The sequence below is a fragment of the Methylobacterium sp. 275MFSha3.1 genome, assembly GCF_900108435.1.
Lineage (GTDB): Bacteria > Pseudomonadota > Alphaproteobacteria > Rhizobiales > Beijerinckiaceae > Methylobacterium.
This window is the reverse complement of the sequence record NZ_FNWP01000026.1, coordinates 78,048-96,018: the sequence shown is the minus strand read 5'-3', so window position 1 is coordinate 96,018 and position 17,971 is coordinate 78,048. Positions and strand designations below refer to the sequence as shown.

Genomic DNA, 17,971 nt, shown 5'->3' with positions numbered 1-17,971 from the left:
CCGAACATGACCGTGATGGCGGCCTCCGACGAGGCCGAGCTGGTGCACATGGTGGCGACCGCCCACGCGCACGACACGGGCCCGATCGCGCTGCGCTACCCGCGCGGCGAGGGTGTGGGCGTCGAGCTTCCGGAGCGGGGCGAGGCGCTGGCGATCGGCAAGGGCCGGGTGGTGCGGCGCGACGCGGAGGCGCGTGTGGCGCTGCTGTCGCTCGGCACGCGCCTGTCGGAGGCGTTGAAGGCGGCCGACACGCTGGCCGAGCAGGGCGTGGCGGTGACGGTGGCGGACGCGCGGTTCGCCAAGCCGCTGGACGAGGCGCTGATCCTGGATCTGGCGCGCGACCACGAGGTTCTGATCACGATCGAGGAGGGCTCGCGGGGCGGGTTCGGCGCGATGGTGCTGCACCTGCTGGCGGAGCGGGGCGCGCTGGACGCGGGCGGGGTGCGGGTGCGGACGATGACGCTGCCGGACGCCTACCAGGACCACGACAGCCCGGAGAAGATGTACGCCGAGGCGGGCCTCGACGCCAAGACCATCGTCAAGACCGCCCTCGACACCCTGCCGGCGGAGACCGGCAAGGCCGAGCCGGCGAGCAACGTGGTGAGCGTGCGCCGCCGCCCGCGCTGACGCCGCGGAGAACGGGGCCTCCCGCGCTCGTTCCGTTGGCTGTCGATGTGTTCGGACCTCCGCTCGTGATGACGGAGAGGGCATCTCAACGACAGCCTTGAGACGGAAACGGAATCCCACCTCATCCTGATGGGCGGAGCGCAGCGTAGCCCTCGAAGGAGCCCTCCAGCGGTCTCACGATCCCTGGAGGGCTCCTTCGAGGCCCGCTGACGCGGGCACCTCAGGATGAGGGCCTGGAAGGGAGGCTCGGGGTGATTGCCCTACCCCAGCGCCTGCTCCACCGCCTTGCCGCAGGTCTGCGTGTCGGCGTTGCCGCCGAGGTCGCGGGTGCGCAGCGTCCGCTCGGACAGCACCCGCTCGATCCCGCCGACGATCTCGGCCGCCGCCGCGTGCTCGCCGAGATGCTCCAGCATCATCGCCCCCGACCAGATCTGGCCGATCGGGTTGGCGATCCCCTGGCCGGCGATGTCCGGCGCCGAGCCGTGAACCGGCTCGAACACCGACGGGTGCACCCGTTCCGGGTTGATGTTGCCGGAGGGCGCGATGCCGATCGTGCCCGTGCAGGCGGGCCCGAGATCCGACAGGATGTCGCCGAACAGGTTGGAGGCCACCACCACGTCGAACCGGTCCGGGTTCAGGACGAAATGCGCGGTCAGGATGTCGATGTGGTACTGGTCCCACCGGACGTCCGGGTAGGCCTCGGCCACCGCCTTCACCCGCTCGTCCCAGTACGGCATGGTGATCGAGATGCCGTTCGACTTCGTGGCCGAGGTCAGGTGCTTCTTCGGGCGCTTCTGGGCCAGCTCGAAGGCGAACCGGAGAATCCGGTCCGTCCCGTGCCGGGTCATGATCGTCTCCTGCAGGGCGAACTCCCGGTCGGTGCCGACGAACATCCGGCCGCCCGCGTTCGAGTACTCGCCCTCGGTGTTCTCCCGGACCACCCAGAAGTCGATGTCGCCGGGCTTGCGGTCGGCGAGCGGGCACTTCACCCCCGGCATCAGCCGCACCGGGCGCAGGTTCGCGTACTGGTCGAATTCCCGTCGGAACAGGATCAGCGAGCCCCAGAGCGAGATGTGGTCGGGCACGCGCTCGGGCATGCCGACGGCACCGAAATAGATCGCGTCGTGGGTCTCGATCCGCGCCTTCCAGTCCTCCGGCATCATCCGGCCGTGCTGCTCGTAATAGTCGCAGCTGGCGAAATCGAACCAGTCGAGCTGGAGGCCGAAGCCGTGCCGCTTGGCCGCCTGCTCCAGCACGCGCACGCCCTCCGGCACCACCTCCTTGCCGATGCCGTCGCCGGGGATCACCGCGATGCGGTAGCGACGCTGCTGGCTGTTTTCTGGGGCGGCCATGAATCCTCCACGCGTTCCGAAGTGCGGGCCTCCGCGGGGCCCGGGTCGTCGGCGTCAGGTGATTGGTCCGCGCCGGTGTCGGGTCAACACCCCGGCCTGACAATCAGTCGGTTTCGCCCGCCATCGCCCGGCGCTGGCGGTCGAGCTCCTCGCTGTAGCGCTTGAGGGTGTGGCTCTCGGTGAGCAGGCCCAGCACCTTCCGGCTCTCGGCGCTCTCGACGACCGCGAGCGCCTCGCTCTCGGTCCGGTCGAAGGCGGCCGCGGCGTCCTTGGCGTTCATGCCTGGCGTCAGGAAATCGTCCGCGTGCAGGAGCAGGTCGGCGAGGACCGGCTGCGCGTCGGCGCCGGAATCCCGGGCGGCCGCGTGCGTCTCGGGCACGTTTAGGATGCCGGCGTAGCGCCCCGCCCCGTCCACGGCGATCACCCGGGAGGGCGAGCCGAGGGGATGGGCGCGCAGGAAGGTGGGCAGCGGCGTGTCCAGGGCCACGGTGCCGGGATTGCGGCGCATCAGCCGGCCGACGGTGAGCGAGCGGATCCAGCCGACGTCGTGGGGGCTGCGGATGCTCTCGCCGCGCAGGTGGAAGCGCCACGTGGCGAAGGAGTAGCCGAAGGTCTTGCGCACGGTGAGGGAGGACGCAATCACCGCCGCCAGCACGACGCCGGTGATCGGCAGGCTGCCGGTGACCTCCAGGGCCAGGAACGTCATGGTGAGCGGGCCGCCGATGACCGCCACCGCCAGCGCGCTCATGCCGATCACCGCGTAGGCGAGCGGCGTCAGGCCGAAATCCGCCAGCGGCGGCACCAGCACGGGGGCGAGGGCGGCGAACAGCTTGCCGGCGATGGCCCCGAGGAACAGCGACGCGAAGAACAGGCCGCCGCGGAAGCCCGAGCCGATCGAGATCGCCGAGGCCGTGGCCTTGGCGGCGAACAGCCCGGCCAGGACCGCGATCCCGTGCCCCTGCCCCTCGGCGGCAAAGTGCATGTGCAGGGCGCCGTGGCCGCCCGAGAGCACCTGCGGCGTCGCGAGCAGCGCCAGCGCGCCGACGCACAGCCCCCCGAAGGCGGGCGCCGCCACCCGCGGCACGCCCGACGCCTGGACGAGGCGCTCGACCAGCGTGACCCCGCGCATGATCAGGATCCCGAGGCCCGCGCAGAACAGCCCGAGGGCGAGGCTGGGCAGGATCTCGAGGCTGGTGACGTGCGAGGTCGTGACCGCCTGCATGTCGCCGAGATCGACGAGCGGCTGCGCCTCGATCAGGGCGCGCGAGATCAGGTTGCCGCACAGCGCCGCGACGACCACGGGCGTCAGCGTGGCGATCGAGTAGGTGCCGATGATCAACTCGAAGGCGTAGAACGCGCCGGCGAGCGGCGCCCCGAAGCCGGCCGCGATCGCCCCGGCCGCGCCGCAGCCGACCAGGGTGCGCAGGTCGCTGCGCCGCACTTCGAAGGCGATGCCCAGGCGCGAGGCGAGGCCTGAGGCGATCTGTGTGTAGCCGGCTTCCAGCCCCACCGAGGCGCCGGACCCGTTCGAGATGACGTTCTGGAGCGCGAGGTAGAGGCTGTCGCGCAGGGACATGCGGCCGCCGTGCAGGGCGTTGGCCTCGATCGGGTCGATGGCAGGGCGCTTGCGCGGGCCACGGACGTAGTTGGCGGCGACGATCAGCAGGCCGAGGACGGCGCCGCCGAGGCACGGGCCCACGAGCAGGAGCGTCGGCGGCACGGCGTCGACGGCGCTGAGGCGCGCGCCCGCGGGCAGCTGGTAGAGATGCTCGCGCAGGGTCTGGGTGATCCAGGTCATGGCGGACACCGCCACGCCGGCGACGCAGCCCACCAGGGTCGCGAGGGCGACGAGGCCGCCCTCGCTCCGTCGGACGAGGCTGCGGAGCCGCCCGGGGGCCTGGACGAGTCCGATCCCGGTCCAGCGCCGACGGGGCCTCCGCGCCGGCCTGACGGGCCGCCGGGCCGGGACGTCGGCCGATCCGTCGCCGGGCGCCCTGCCCCCGCCGGCGGCGCCCGATGGCTGTCGCGCGCTCACGGTCCGCCCCTTCGCCTCCGGTCCGCCCGATCGGCGGGGCCGACGCGTCGGCCCCGCCGCCGCAGTTACAGCCGGGGCCGAGCCCGTTGCAAACGGGCAGTGCTGCGGGAGCGCGGCCGGCGCCGGCGCGGTGGGCTCGGACGGCGCTGTCCACGAAGTCCAAATCCCGTGCACGCATCGCCTTGAAAACTGCCGCGGCCCACGATACACCCCGCGCCAGTGCCGCCGTAGCTCAGTTGGTTAGAGCACCAGATTGTGGATCTGGGGGTCCCCCGTTCGAGCCGGGGCGGTGGTACCATTGATTGCAATGCCTTAGCCGGCACTGCCTGAGTCGCCGCTTCCCAGAATTCCCGTTTGGGAAGCACCTGGGAAGCGGCGTGCTCGTTTTTGCATATAGCCGAGGGGACACCCCGCCGCTTATCGGCGGGTTCTGCTGAGGCTACGGCGCCGCCGCTAGCACCGCCTCTGATGCGGCGTGCATGCCCAGGCCGCCCCCTAGGAACATTTCAGTTTCATGCTGACCGAGCGCATTCGTTCGAATCGCTTCGCCCATCGCGCCAGCGAGTGCAGCAGCCGCAATTCCGATTGCCGCCTGCGCACCGGCTGTTAAACCTGAAGGAGCCGTTTCGTCCCTCTGTGTGGCACGCTCCAGACAGCGAACAAGGTGAAGCCAACCTAAATCATGTGGCCGATTGAGCCCCTTGATGCCTTTCAGCGTTCCATTCAGTAGATTTAGGACGCGTTGCGGCTCCGCGTCCCAGAATTCTCGCACAGTGCGCTGCTTAGCGGGAAAATCGGCAGCAGCTTGGATTTTCTCCAACAATGATGCCGCATCGTTACGCCGCTGGTATTCCTCACTTCGGCGCATAAGATCGGCATGCCGCTGCTGTGCCCGGCCGTCGCGGACCGCCGAAGCCAAGCTCGCCGTCAGGTTTTCCGGCCGGATGACCGAAGCGATCGCGGAACTTTCGCGGATCTGCCTCAGATCATCCGGCATATCGGATGCCAATGGATCTATATCGTTGATCACCGAGGCAGACGCGATCGCATCCGGCGCATCGTAAAAAATCATTGCGAAATCGAGCGCAGAAAAGAGGGACACACGGCCATAAACAACTCCTCTATCCGCATCGATGCCCACAATGATGCGGTGCCCGAACTCAAATGCGTTCGGCGGAAGGTCGGTAGGCGCCTCAAAATCCCACCAAACTAAGGGCTCGCAGTTGCCGTGCAGGGTATAATCAATGAATTGCGCCATAGACGCAGCATGAGCAGCATCTGAAAAACAATGCGCCAGAAAAGTCTGCGCCACATAGCCAATTGCGCGAAGTCCTTCTGGGCCACCAAATGATTGTTGCGTCCTCAAAGTTCCAGGGTAGTACGTTTGGACCTGTCCCGACTTGATATCGACCTTGAAACCCTGCGCTTCTTGTTCCTCAATAAAACGCCTGATAGCGTCAGGCTCATTAGGCACCGCAGCCGTGATTTGCTCGCCATCCTTCGCAATAATACGGACACCGACAGGACTAAGATTTTCCCCGTCGAAATTGTATTTGGCGCCCGTCTCGGGATCCGTCAATTCAACGATTTTTATTTTCTTTTTACGTGTGTTTTTTATTCCAAGTCGCGCGTTGTATAACGCGAGCTGAAATGCCAAATTTCCAGCCAGATCACCGTAAGCATGATTGTGGTTGCCACAGTAAATATGCTTATTGACCCGAAGCCCGCCTAAGCAGGCGGGAAAAATATGCTCCGCCGATCCAGCGCGACCACCACCTACAATGCACGATTTAGCCATTACATCACCTAGCTAATCACTTAGGGCAGAGTTGTTCCACTAGGATCAGGAGTCATTCGCGCGCATACGCCTTATCGCGAAAATTTAAGCAACGGCATCTCGTCATGTTCTATCGTCCCGGTCGAAGGCTTATACCGCGCCTGGTAAAAACGGAATGCCTCCCGCCCTTCTTTGCGGCACTTCGCCTCTATGATTTTGATGATCTCGATCTTCTTTTGCAGAGGGGTGTTAATCCCGAATATAATCCCCTCCAGATCGCAAAATCGGTATTTTGTCACGCGGTTGGCGGACTCAGAAAAATCGATCAGATCGCCGCTCAAAATAAGCCGATGCTCACATTCCTGACTCCAGTGATCGAGCTTTCTGACTAATCCACTCTCAAACAATTTCCAATAACGATCTCTCCACGCATCTTGATCATTGAAAATTTCATCCGCACAGGGACTGACATTCCCATCTTTATCGGAGTACCAATTATCTCTCAGTATCGACTCGGGAAATCTGGCAATAGATCTAAAGAAATCAACTGGCTCGTGTTTGTTTTCATAGACCACTTCATGGAATGAATGAGGAACGTAGCCTACAATCGGTCCAGTCATTCCAAGACCGTATTGCCGCTCTAGATCGAGCGTTCCAATATTTTCACGCTCAGTAACCTTGAATTTCATGCAGATAGCAGTGTGGCTGTCGCCATAAGTGCCCCAGATTGCAGAATTGCGGCACTCTGACATGAAACAGGCGACATACCAATCTGGATAAATTAGGCATTCGATCTGAATTGGATATTCGCTCGGAAAGGTGAAAAACAGGAAATTCTTATTAGGAGTAGTTATCGTTGCATCCTGGTTATAAATATTTATCAATTGCAGTGCAGTGTTAAGTCGGTTATGACTCGCAAAGAGCTCGTCAGCCTGTGCTTCAGTTGCGGAATGCCTAGCCTCAAATGCCTCAAGCTGCCGTAAAGCCTTGACAGACGTGGCTATTGCGCCTTTCGCATGTTCAAGCTGCTCATCACCTTCTGAAGGCCATTGCTCCAGGCCACGCTCCGCATTCACTTTTCGGATCGTAAGGAGCGCGAATATGTGAATGCTGCGCAAATGCGCTGCTAACTCGTTTCGTCGGACAGGTAAATTTCGGCGCGACAGAGTATCAATTAGTTCGGCGACCGAAGGCTCGGCAAAAAATCGATCAATTATGGCTTGTTCTGCCTCCTTCCACGGCGTGCCATCATTCATTGTCCCATCATTAAGTATCGGTATGTGGTCCCAACTGAGCGGCTCTTGCTCACCGACCAATACGAACTGCGTGTATGCGTTGTCCAAGCAAATTAAATAATGTCGAAAGAAATTGCGCCATACGATCGAATCACCTTTCCAGAAGATATCTCGAAAACCTTCCATTGGATCATTAAGCTGCTTAGGAGCAGCGAAGTAAATTTCCTGATTTTCGAGTTCATTATGATCTAACAGCCGAAATAGCGGGCGGAAGCGATACAAAAATTCAGGCATGCCAATCTGCTTTTTCTCGGGTTGTAAATCCGCACGGGGACCGCGGATGAGATCAAGGATACGGGTCCAAGCGTGGCGAAAATGCCACCTTAGGGTGATCCTACAAGACGCCCCGCAATTTGGCATTGATTCACCGTCAAGCTAGCCCTCAGAAGGCCGCAACGAGGGAATTTGCCTGATGATGCGTGCGGTGTTCGCGGTTTTGGTTGCCGGTGGGTTGGCGGCCTGTAATCCGGTCCAGAAAAATGCCCAGCTCATCACCACTGCGGCACCGGGGCAACCGATGTCGGCGGGGCCGGGCGATACCGTGATGGACGTGAAGGTCACGAAATCTCTGCCGAACGCTTTTGGCAATGCCGACCTGTTTGGACGCACCACCGACGCCGGCCGCGTCACCGTGCAGTATGTCGGCAGCCAGGGAAAAACCGCGAACCTGATCCGCCAAAACATCCTGATCGAGACCAACGAGACGACGATGACGCGCACGCCGCTCATCATCCCGAACACGCAAACCACCACGGTCAGCGGCATGGTCGGCACCACCCCGGTTTCTGGCAGTGCGACCACACAGAGCTATTCCGTGGTCGGTCCGCGCACCCCGCAGGGCTACGCCCAGGCATCCCCCACAATTCCAATCGCCGTGCAGGAGGGCCGGTCGGTGACGCTAGAGGGACGCACGCTCACCATTCTGCGCGTGCAGCCGAACGGGATCGAGTACACCGTCAATTAGGCGACAGGGGTTGTCGCTTGATCGGCGGCTCAGCGGTCGTTAATGGGCGCCCCTCTCACGCACAGAGGGGATCATGACCGTCAATCCGAACACACTCGCAGTCGGCGTCTGCTACATCACGCCCGCCGGGCAAGTGCGGAAGATCACCGATATCACGACCACTGGCGGCGTGAATTACGACGCACGTGGTGGTCATAACGTGGACGGCTGGCATCCCGGACCGCAGCTGTCCAATTTGCCCAGCAAGGCGAAATTCGCGAGCGACGTGGATCGCGAAGTGAAGTGCACCTATCACCCAGATTATCCCGAATGAGACACTGACGCGTCACAGTCCGACGCCCAATCTGTCCATTCGAGGATCCGGGCGGCAGCCTCGACCCGCACCCGTGCGGGTTTGGTGCTGTCGTCCGCGATCCGGCGCATTTGGCGCACTGCCAGCGGGGTCGGGGCATCCTTGCACGCCGCGATACGCACCTCCGCCGTCCGCACCAGCCCGTCAATCCGCGCGGCCTTTCGGTCGGCTCGCGCTCGCGCCTTCGCCTGATCCTTCCGCCACTGGGCATCGCGGGCACGATCCTGGCGCAGCAGTTCATGAAAGCGCCGGGCCGCATGGACTTCCAGCATGTAGTTTTTGTCGAGCGGGCGCTTTTTCACAGCGAACCTCCCGGAGGTAGGGGCTCAATGGAAATTGGGGGCCGGTACCTCACTGCCACGAAGGCCGGGGGTGAGGGGGTGCATTTCGGACCGGCTGGAAAATAGCGCACGGTACCTCGCTGGGAAAAGACCCCGGTGGCGGAGGTCGAGCGATGGGCTCTGGAAAATCGGACCCGGTACCTCACTGCCAGCGAAGGCCCGGGTGGGGGGGGGGGGGGGGGGGGGGGGGGGGGGGGGGGGGGGGGGGGGGGGGGGGGTTGAACGGCAAGCCCTGGAAAAGCGGCATGGTACCTCGCTCCGAAAATGGGGGTGAGTGGGGGTTCGAAGATGAACTTCCTGGAAAAGGGGCCAGTCTCGCGCGTCTAGTGCCAAATTTAAGAACGGCCCTTGGTACCATCGACGGGGTGGGGGCTGTTTCTGAAATTTCTTAGAAAATGGCGCCCATTTGATCGTGGCAGAGACTGATAGCCTTCGTGTCAGGATTATGGGGCTGACTTGAAATGACACGATGGGCCACGTTCTGTGGTGGGTACCGCCCCAGTATTACTTGGGCCGATTGCTCCACTCGGGCTTGTGTAACAATGCCATATGTGCGTATGGCTATGTAACACGACGCGAGACGAACCGATGTCCGACCCCGCCCGAACCCTGATTTCCTACCTGCGCGTCTCGACCGACCGGCAGGGTAAGAGCGGCCTCGGCCTTGAGGCGCAACGCACCGCTGTCCAGGCGTTCGCCCAGGCCAACGGCTACGGCATCGTGGCCGAATACGTGGAGGTGGAGACCGGCAAGGGCAGCGACGCACTCAGCCGGCGCCCGCAGCTTGCCGCGGCGCTGGCAGCCGCCCGGAAGGCCAAATGCGCGGTAGTAGTCGCCAAGCTCGACCGCCTGTCTCGCGACGTGGCCTTCATCGCCGGCCTCATGGCGCAGCGGGTGCCGTTCGTCGTGGCGGAGCTGGGCGAGGATGCCGACCCCTTCATGCTGCACCTGTACGCGGCGCTGGCCGAGAAAGAGCGGGCCATGATCGCCGCCCGCACGAAGGCTGCACTGGCTGCCAAGCGGGCTCAGGGCGTGCAGCTCGGCAACCGGACCAATCTGCCGGTAGCGAGCCGCGCGGGAGGCGAGAGCACGGCCCGTGCGGCCGATGCTTTCGCGGCCAACGTCCTACCCGTCATCGCCAGCATCCGGGCCGCCGGGGCAACCTCGCTCCGTGCCATCGCGGCCGAATTGAACGCCCGGCGGATCGAGACAGCGCGCGGGGGAACATGGTCGGCGGCGCAAGTGCAGCGCGTTTTGGAACGCACTGGCACTGGGGCTGGGTAGCACCGCCGACCACGCGGCACGGTAGCACCGTGCCCAGGATAGGCCAGGGGATCGGCAGGAGCCCCGCCAGCGGCCGGGGACGGATCGGAGGCATTGCTGCCGCCAAACCGCCCCGCAGCCGCTCAGGCCGCACTCGTGCCTGTCAGCCCAACAGGGGCCGGCCGCCGCTCTGTCCGTAGAGCATCTGCATGAGGGACATGTTCGGCCGGTTTTCCTGATCCTCGGCCGGAAGGTTCTGGATGCCCGGTGCCCGTACGGGGGCCGACTGCCCACCGCCGCCCAGAGCTGCCATCAGCCCCTTCACACCGGACGTGAACGCACTGGACCCGGTGAAATCGCCCATCTTCCCGGCAAAATCCTTGTTCGCACCGGCCCCCGTGTAATCGCCGCCCTGTAGCAGGCCGACAATTCCGCCGTTGAATTTCTGGTCTTGCACCTGCGGTGCGACCGCTACCGGCATCGCATTCGATCCGGGCTGATTTGTCGGTCCCTGTGCTCCCGGCAGCGGGGCATTTGCGGCGTTGGCCGCCTCGACCGTGGGCCCACGCTGCGCAGTCGGATCGCCGGGAATATCCGGCTTGGCGTTCATGTAGACGCTACGAAGTTTCGCTAGGAACTGGGAGGCTGACATTCCGGCTCCGCCGTTGAGCGACTGTGCAGCACCGCCCGGCGCGCGACCGTCCATCAAATTGCCGAAACCGGCCGCGCCTTGCTGGTGCATCCCGTACAGCTCGGCACCGGTAGGCGTGCGCCCGAAGCGGTTCTGAAAATACCGGGCATTGTCGGCGGCGAGATCGGCGGCACCGCGCGCACTGGAAAGGGGATCGTTCACGTCCACCCCGTATTTCCGGGCCGTCGAAGTGATAAATTGGAAATCGCCTCTCGCACTCGAATTCGGATTTGCGAGGTTTTTCCCGTTCGAACTTTCAACTGCCCGAGTTTGTGCCAAATACCCGGTCGGTAATCCGCGGTCCTTTTCGAGCTGCGACAGGAAATCCGGGTAGGCCGCACGCGGCGTAGCGCTGCCCTGTGACCCGTTGCCCGGAGAGCTGGCATTTTGTGGCGCGGGACCGACGCTTAATTCCGGCAGCGAGACATTTGCAGCACCGTTTAAATTGTCGTCCCGGTAGACGATGCGCTTCGTATTCGGATCAAGAACTGCACGTAACATATGCGTAACTCCCATACCCCATTGAAATCTGGCATGGTTTGCTTGGTGTTGCCAGATCTAATCCAGCTTTGGCGCCTCAGGCGGGTGCCCGGTCCAGGGTTACTTGCCGTGCCGTGTGTCCACTTCGCCAAGGGCGGCCCCTTTGATCCATTCCGGCGGCGAGGGCCCGACCGACCGCGACCGGGCCGCGCCGGGCAATGGGGCATGGGTGGCCGGGAACACCGCCCCGGCGATACGCCAGGCGGTTCGCGAAATTCGTGATCGGCCTCCCGCCGAATGGGGCACCGTAGCAGCCCCTACGGCCTCAGGTTGTATCAGTGAGGACGTGAGGACATGGAGCACCCCTGTTTTGGGTCTGTGTTCTACAAAACGGCCTCAGAAAGCCCCTTAGAAAATACCCAAACGAAATATTTTATTTAATTTCCTCTTAGAAAACTCCCCTTTCCCAGTACGACTTACTTTCTCCATGTCCTCCATGCCCTCCATGTCCTCAAAGGAAAACAGAAACAGCTAAAAATACAGTGCTATCAATGGGTTAGAATTTTTCTTTGGTTTCTGGGCGTAAAATGCGCCTTGTGTCCGCACCCATGTCCTGGCTCGGGGACCCATGTCTGCATCGATTGTGCGCAATCAAGTTTTTTTTTAAAAGATTTCAAATTTTGTTTGACGTGAGGACATGGACGAAGCTCCGAGGACATGGACCATCCGAGCCAAAAACAGCCGATGCGAGCACACCCCGGAAATTACCGATGCAACCTGGGATTTTAAAATGATTTTGGGCGAGACAGATCCGAAAACCCATCCCGCCCCTATCAATTCACCCGCCGGGCACGCCCGCCGGACAGTGCCCGATCAGGCCTGTCGCCGCCGATTTATCGAGACCACGTTGCCCCGATCGGCACTGTCAGCGTCTCGCCCATCGTCCCCCGCAATCCGGTCCACCACAGGCGGCATGTCATCGATCCGCACATCATAAGGCTTGGCCCGCACACCCTCGCGTACAGGATGCCGCTCACGGTCCTTTCCCAGCAGGGCGGACAGCTCGGCCCACTGCATATCCTCGATAGGCACCGCGCTCCCTTTAAGCGCGTAGACAGTGGGCGCGCGGGTGGATCCTCGGTCCAATTTGGTTTCGCGCTTCCGGGCCTTCTCTCCAAGCCAACTCAGGGCCTTCACGTGTACCGGAGTGGAGCTACCTGCCGAAACGCCGGCCACCGGCTTTCCCATCCTGTACAGGTCGCCCCCATTATCCCAATCGCCGCGTTCGCTGGCCTCGATCCCCCCAGCCCAGTTCATCAGGGGCACGATATCGGCCAGGGTCACGATCCCACGGCCGGCCTGTATCAGCGTATCGACCGCAACTGCCATGTGGCGCACGGGGTCTGTCATACCGCGATATTGCGCCGATGCCTTTTCGGCCGTGACCGGGGGCGGTTTGTCGGCTCGATAGCCGCGGATATCCCGCGAGGCGAGATAATCCCAAATCGCCGCCAATCGCTCCGGGTCCGCCAGGATCGCCCCAAGGCGCACGTAGAATTCCTGGTTGGGGCGGTTGGCTTGCGTGATCCGAAATCGTACCGGCATGATCCGGCGGTCACGTTCCTCAATGGGGATGACATTTTCATAATTTGTCGTGGCGATGATGTAGCCGTGATTTTCGATCGACCGGCTGTCTACGCCCTTTTTCTCGATATCGATGTAGTCACCGCCGGAACCGGCATCCACCATTTGCTTCACGGTCGAAATAAGTGCCGCGGTTGTCGCCCGCCCTGAACCTTCCGGCAATTCCTTGACCGAACAAATGCGGCACCCTTCGATTTGTCCGAAGATGAACCGCAGGGCGGCTTCGTTCATTAATTTAGCACCGTCGATCCGACTTCTGACATGCGGCCCAGTACCGTCGAAAAGTGCGATGAGCATTTCTGCAAAAAGCGATTTCCCGACTTCCGGCTCACCTTCGATTACCAGCATGTGCCCCGGACGCTTGCCGGTCTGGACCTTGTACGCGAGGGTATCGAGCAGATATTCCGTAACCTGCCCATCCCCGAAACCGCGACGCATGAAATCGAGAAAAAGCTCCCGATCTGCCCTTGCTAAAGCGAGATTGCGCCGGGGTTTGGCAGCGGCGTTCTGAGCCTGTGACCGCTGCCGCACATTCAATGCACCGTCCGGGTTACCGCGCGTGTCACGCCGCTCGACCACTTCCCCGTAATCGTATCCCGGGTGCCGGATTTCGCGGGTGAAAAATGCGAACGGATGAGCCTTTTCCAAATCTCGGAGAAAGTCATTCAAGCCCGTCTTTTTCGAATATGCGATGTGCAGTTCCTGAAATAGAGCCGTGTTCGGATCCGGAGTTTTGCCGTCCCACCATTCCGTGGCACTCCATACACGCTCAGGGTGCGCGCGCAGGCGCATCGGCTGGCGGATATTGCGCGAGGCGGCACCTGTAGCGGTACCCATGTGCTGGAATACGTAGGCGCCCATCGCCCGGGCGAGTAGCGGCCCATTCTCCGCAGCCTTCGCAGCCTTCTCGGCGGCCTTGTGTCCGCTGATTTCCCGCGACACGTCCGCGGCACTGCCGCCAGCGTCATCATCTTCGAAAGCGATGCCGTCGAGATCGCGCACACCGCGCTTGCGCAGAAGCCCTGGCAAATAATCGGGTGTGACACGGGGGAGACGAGTGCTCCGCCAAATCTTTTCGAATTCCGCACCCTCATAACCGAACCCGGGCTCTCCCCCCGCAGCCCAGTCCCGCATGTCATCTTCGAAATTGTCAGCTTCACAGCCCGTTGCCGCCTTAAATCCGGCGATGACAGCAACAAAGCTTTCACGATCTGGGAAGTGCGCGTGGGTATTTGGCATTTTCTGCATGGCAGCAATTAGCCGCTTTGGGGCTATCGTCGGCTTGTCCCAGCTATAATCCCGCGCAGTGCCTTTGCCGGCAGCGCCACCACCGGTCATGAGTTCGACCGTGCCGCCCGCATCCCGCACGGCCTTTTCGAAAGCGGCCCGAAGCTGGTCGATGTTCATACGCTCGATAAATTCGAGTTCGTCGTCCTGCACCATCGCGCATAGGTCGCGATCCGGATGCCATTCATAGGCGTCCCCGCTCGGGTGGACGCCCGCCGCAACGAATTGCTTGCCGTGCCCAAGGATATCGATGCTGTGCAATGTGTCGCCATCGTCGGGCAGCCGGAACGCCCATTTCTCATTGGGCACGTGGCGGCTGGGATCCAGTTCGGGATCACTGCGGAGGGCGTACAGTCGCCGGGGGCCTTTGCCCCGGAGGCGCTCCGCGTAGACGCGGCCGAACGTGGCGATGACCACCCGCTCTATCAGCTCCCGGGCGCCCTCTGAGCCCACGTCGCAATCGACGGCAGGAAATGACCCGCATACCAGCCCGACGTTGCCTGTGGGCCAATCCAGGGCTTCCGTGCGGGTGCGCTTGTCGAGACCATTCTTGAGATGGTCGCCCGAAAGGCCGACCCACTTCCGCGGGCCAGCGAGGTAACGCCCTGGTGCCTTGCCGAGGCTTCCGTTCACCTTGGCGTGCCGGAAACTGTCAGCCACGTCCGCGTCCGGCGGTGCGATGGGGAGTAATTCGGAAGCGGGAACGCCAGCTTTGCGGAACGGCGCGATTGCCTCGCCGAAAGTAAGCGAGCGCGTTGACTTATTGGTGATAGCCATTACAAATGATCCCGTGAATTGGATGACTGGCCCGGCACCTTTCCTGAGGTTCCGGGCCATTTTTATTCGAGCGTCAGTGCAGATCAGTGCGGCACCGGCTCAAGCCCATTCATCATCCGTCACGGCGACGACAGGAGCTCCATTGGCATCAAAATCATGCCAGGGCAGGTAGAGCTGAGCATCCATGCGATAGCGAGGTGTTCCAACCGGCAATTGCTTGCGCTTCTGGGTCCAGCGCGTTTTGCGGTTGGCCAGCATCCGTCGCGTAATTCGCGCGAGACCCGGTGAACCGTGCTCTATTTCCGCAGGTGATCCTGCGCGAAACGGCGACATTCGAAATTCGTCTCGGAGCGCATCACGGAACTCAGCATATGGGAGTAGATGAGCTCGATATTCGAGAATGTCTCGATTAAGCCAGATATGAAATGCTTTGAGTTCCTGAAACCCCCCGAACGAGGGCAGTGCTGGCTGAATGCTACGGAGGGCATCGGGGTTTTCGACAAACTCCCAATACGGGCTTAGGCCCCATTCCTTTTCGTCTTGAATGAGCCGCGCATGATCGACGTGCTTGATTTCGCGGTCTAGAAGAAATTCGTTCGCTTCCTCAAACGAAATAAAGGCAGGAGCGTGCGCGTGTGTCTCGCCGGGCTCCGGCCGGCGCGGACTAAAATTGCCGCACTCATCCTCAAACGCGACGATCGGATTTCCGATATCCAGATCGCGCTCGCCCTCAAGCCGAGCGAAATGAATGCGGATCTTAAACCCAAGGTGGGCACGGGTCGAATTTGAATTGGACATTTTCGCTCTTTCTCTTTCTGACATCGCGCAAAATGCGCCGATTGATTTCGACTTCAGTCATTATTTTCACCTGTAGCAGCAGGCGTTGCGGGATTTAGACGTAGCGGGTTGCTTACCGGACCAGTCCATCACCGAGGGCAATTGCAGCACCGGTCGGCGGGTATTTGATCTGACAGGCAATGGGGCTCTGGAACGGCCCCCGTGTAAACCCTGTACTTTTGTCAGGCGGCGCGGGCGTCGTTGAACGCGATGAGATCGGCCATCCGCCACCCGAACCGACGTTGATTGAGCTTGACCGGCGCCGGAGCCTTCCCCGCTCTCACGAGGTGCCGCCAGTATTGCTCCCCGAACCCGCAGTAGGCACTCGCTTCGGCGGTGCCCACGATGCGGCTCAGGGCCACGCGGTCGGAAGCGCTCAGAGGGTTGCCAGCACTGGGGCCGGCATTGGGGCCGGCATTGGGTTGAAGTGTCATTGACGTTCTCCAGCGGTTGTTAACGGCCCATAGTGTTGGGCGCCAACACCACTTTGTCAACACCTCGGAGATGCTTTCTATTTATTTTGACGCACTTGAATTTCGATATTTCAGACTTCGAATTACCGGAATTACCAGTCCCAATAAATTTCGTTCGCGATCTTTTTCACGTGCGCAGCCCAGGAAATTAGGGCCTCGCGCTTTTCAGTGGCGTATGCGGCACGGTTGTAAATTCCCGCGACACCCATTTTGGACGGCCCGGTGACATGATTTACAACCGCCTCGACCACGTGTGGTAAAATTCGAAGCTCGTTCATTTGCGTGACCATCGTGCGCCGAAGGTCGTGCAGCCGCCACGGCGGGATTTTCATCTTCGACTGCCGAAGAATGCGATCATCCATAGCGGATTTGGCCTTCGACCAGCCCTGAAAGGCCCCTTTGCCTTCGCCGAAAATTAGGTCGCGCCCATCGGCGCCGCCGGTGCCCGGCACGGCACGTCGAGGTGCAGAATGCAGAATTTCCAGGGCCAGATCCGACAGTGGAACATCGTGCGGGAGGTTGTTCTTTGTCCTGGCAGCCGGCAATCGCCAGACCGGCTTGGGGCCGGTCAATTCGAGTTCACTCCACCGCATGGCGCCTACTTCTTCGCGGCGCTGGCCTGTAAGCATCAGCAGCCGCACGATACGCCCGTAATCGTCGGCACCGCACGCGTGCCAGACTGCTGCAATTTCCGGCTCAGACAGCACCCGGTCCCGGCGGATTTCCTCCGTCGCTTTTCCGGTGGCGATGACTGGGTTTTGCTCAACCTCCCCTTGATGCATTGCCCAGGTAAAAAGTGCGGACAGCGTGGCACGTGCTCGGTTGGCCGCATACGGCCCACGCGACGTGGAAATTTCTGACAGCCGGGCCGCGATATCCCGGCGGGAGACAGAATGGATGGGCGTTTCCCGCAAAGGGGCCCAGTGCTGTTCGAGATGGCGTTCGACTTCCTCAAAACTGCGGGGGCGCAACTGGGCTTCGGCATGCTTGAGGTACCGCGTGGCAGCCGCGCCCAGAGTGAGTGCCGCATGTGCGCGCGTGGCGGCCTTCTCAGCCTGTGGGTTGGCTCCGAGCTGCACGGAGGCCAGCAGTTTCCTGGCGTGGGCACGTGCCTCGTCCAGGCCGACGGTGCCTACGGCCCCCAAGCTTTCTCGATGCGTTTTCCCGCCCGCCCGATATTGCGCAACCCAGGTGCGCTTACCCCCAGCGCGAAGGCGGACACCGAAACCCGGCAAGGTTTCGTCAAAAAAGATGGCGTCGGATTTTCCGGGTGGCAATTCGAGATGGGCGACCGTCTTTTGGGTAAGGCGCACTGCGGGAGCTCCGTGGAAAATTCCTGGGAAGCATATGGGCACCGGCTTACCAGAACCGTGCAAGCCCCGTGGAGCTCCTGTCCGCGCTCGAAACTGAGGGTGTCGCCGCCAAACTACTGAAATTAAATGCCAAAAATACGGGACAAAAATCTGGGAATTTTTCTCGGCGCTTAGATTTTCAGATTGTGGATCTGGGGGTCCCCCGTTCGAGCCGGGGCGGTGGTACCATCCATTCAGCTCGACAGCGCGAGGGGTTGGCGGATCGCCAGCCCCTTTTGCTTGTGCGCGGATGGCACCGCGCCGTATCAGGGCCAGCCCGAACCCTCACCCCGCCCCGATCGGAATTGACGGGACCGATCCTCGCGCCGGAGCCGGTCTGTACACAGGCGGCCGCTCCAATGCTCACGCACGTTATAGAATCGCCAAATTTGCTCGCATACCGTCCCGTTTGGGAGAAGACTAT

Annotated in this window: 14 protein-coding genes and 1 tRNA gene; 5 read left to right on the top strand and 10 right to left on the bottom strand. The window is 61.8% G+C overall.

The annotated features are described in order from the left end of the window. On the top strand, nucleotides 1-627 hold a 627-nt coding region (locus BLW78_RS25380; RefSeq protein WP_280142484.1), incomplete at its 5' end, for a transketolase C-terminal domain-containing protein. Nucleotides 628-887: 260 nt separating this feature from the next. Here BLW78_RS25380 and BLW78_RS25375 read toward each other — a convergent pair. Then, the gene (locus BLW78_RS25375) at nucleotides 888-1,979 is read right to left on the bottom strand and encodes a tartrate dehydrogenase (protein ID WP_091682842.1); all 1,092 of its coding nucleotides are present in this window, start codon (nucleotides 1,977-1,979) and stop codon (nucleotides 888-890) included. A gap of 103 nt (nucleotides 1,980-2,082) precedes the next feature. After that, a complete protein-coding gene (locus BLW78_RS25370) occupies nucleotides 2,083-4,014 on the bottom strand; it encodes a chloride channel protein (RefSeq protein ID WP_244527053.1) in 1,932 nt (643 codons plus the stop codon). Nucleotides 4,015-4,235: 221 nt separating this feature from the next. On the opposite strand from BLW78_RS25370, the gene BLW78_RS25365 reads away from it, so the two are divergent. Next, nucleotides 4,236-4,312, top strand: a tRNA-His gene (locus BLW78_RS25365). Between the two features lie 141 nt (nucleotides 4,313-4,453). On the opposite strand, the gene BLW78_RS31070 is transcribed toward BLW78_RS25365, so the two are convergent. Next, complete coding sequence (locus BLW78_RS31070; protein ID WP_139307746.1) at nucleotides 4,454-5,812, bottom strand: hypothetical protein; 1,359 nt, start codon at nucleotides 5,810-5,812, stop codon at nucleotides 4,454-4,456. A 71-nt stretch (nucleotides 5,813-5,883) separates the two neighbouring features. Further along, nucleotides 5,884-7,320: a DUF2971 domain-containing protein gene (locus BLW78_RS31065; RefSeq protein WP_139307745.1), complete on the bottom strand. Its 1,437-nt coding sequence runs from the start codon at nucleotides 7,318-7,320 to the stop codon at nucleotides 5,884-5,886. A gap of 178 nt (nucleotides 7,321-7,498) precedes the next feature. On the opposite strand from BLW78_RS31065, the gene BLW78_RS25360 reads away from it, so the two are divergent. Further along, nucleotides 7,499-8,050 carry a hypothetical protein gene (locus BLW78_RS25360; RefSeq protein ID WP_091682841.1) on the top strand — a complete coding sequence of 184 codons (552 nt, stop codon included), beginning with the start codon at nucleotides 7,499-7,501 and terminating at the stop codon, nucleotides 8,048-8,050. A 73-nt stretch (nucleotides 8,051-8,123) separates the two neighbouring features. Continuing rightward, nucleotides 8,124-8,363 (top strand): hypothetical protein, encoded by a 240-nt coding sequence (locus BLW78_RS31060; protein WP_139307744.1) that lies wholly within the window; start codon nucleotides 8,124-8,126, stop codon nucleotides 8,361-8,363. Here the strand turns inward: BLW78_RS31060 and BLW78_RS31055 are convergent. Then, nucleotides 8,351-8,704, bottom strand: a complete 354-nt coding sequence (locus BLW78_RS31055) for a hypothetical protein (RefSeq protein WP_139307743.1) — start codon at nucleotides 8,702-8,704, stop codon at nucleotides 8,351-8,353. The genes BLW78_RS31060 and BLW78_RS31055 overlap by 13 nt on opposite strands. Before the next feature lie 627 nt (nucleotides 8,705-9,331). Here BLW78_RS31055 and BLW78_RS25355 point away from each other — a divergent pair. Further along, nucleotides 9,332-10,027: a recombinase family protein gene (locus tag BLW78_RS25355; protein ID WP_091682839.1), complete on the top strand. Its 696-nt coding sequence runs from the start codon at nucleotides 9,332-9,334 to the stop codon at nucleotides 10,025-10,027. A gap of 142 nt (nucleotides 10,028-10,169) precedes the next feature. Here the strand turns inward: BLW78_RS25355 and BLW78_RS31050 are convergent, their stop codons facing one another. The 5 genes from BLW78_RS31050 to BLW78_RS25335 form a co-directional block, all read right to left on the bottom strand. Then, on the bottom strand, nucleotides 10,170-11,198 hold the full coding sequence (locus BLW78_RS31050) for a lysozyme family protein (RefSeq protein ID WP_139307742.1): 1,029 nt from the start codon (nucleotides 11,196-11,198) through the stop codon (nucleotides 10,170-10,172). An 852-nt stretch (nucleotides 11,199-12,050) separates the two neighbouring features. Beyond that, nucleotides 12,051-14,885: a DUF5906 domain-containing protein gene (locus BLW78_RS25345; protein WP_170855241.1), complete on the bottom strand. Its 2,835-nt coding sequence runs from the start codon at nucleotides 14,883-14,885 to the stop codon at nucleotides 12,051-12,053. Between the two features lie 99 nt (nucleotides 14,886-14,984). After that, entirely contained in the window at nucleotides 14,985-15,683 is a 699-nt protein-coding gene (locus BLW78_RS31045; RefSeq protein WP_139307741.1) for a hypothetical protein, read from the bottom strand. A 221-nt stretch (nucleotides 15,684-15,904) separates the two neighbouring features. Beyond that, the gene (locus BLW78_RS25340) at nucleotides 15,905-16,156 is read right to left on the bottom strand and encodes a helix-turn-helix transcriptional regulator (protein ID WP_139307740.1); all 252 of its coding nucleotides are present in this window, start codon (nucleotides 16,154-16,156) and stop codon (nucleotides 15,905-15,907) included. 131 nt (nucleotides 16,157-16,287) lie between these two features. After that, a complete protein-coding gene (locus BLW78_RS25335; RefSeq protein ID WP_091682831.1) occupies nucleotides 16,288-17,508 on the bottom strand; it encodes a tyrosine-type recombinase/integrase in 1,221 nt (406 codons plus the stop codon). Nucleotides 17,509-17,971 lie beyond the last annotated feature (463 nt).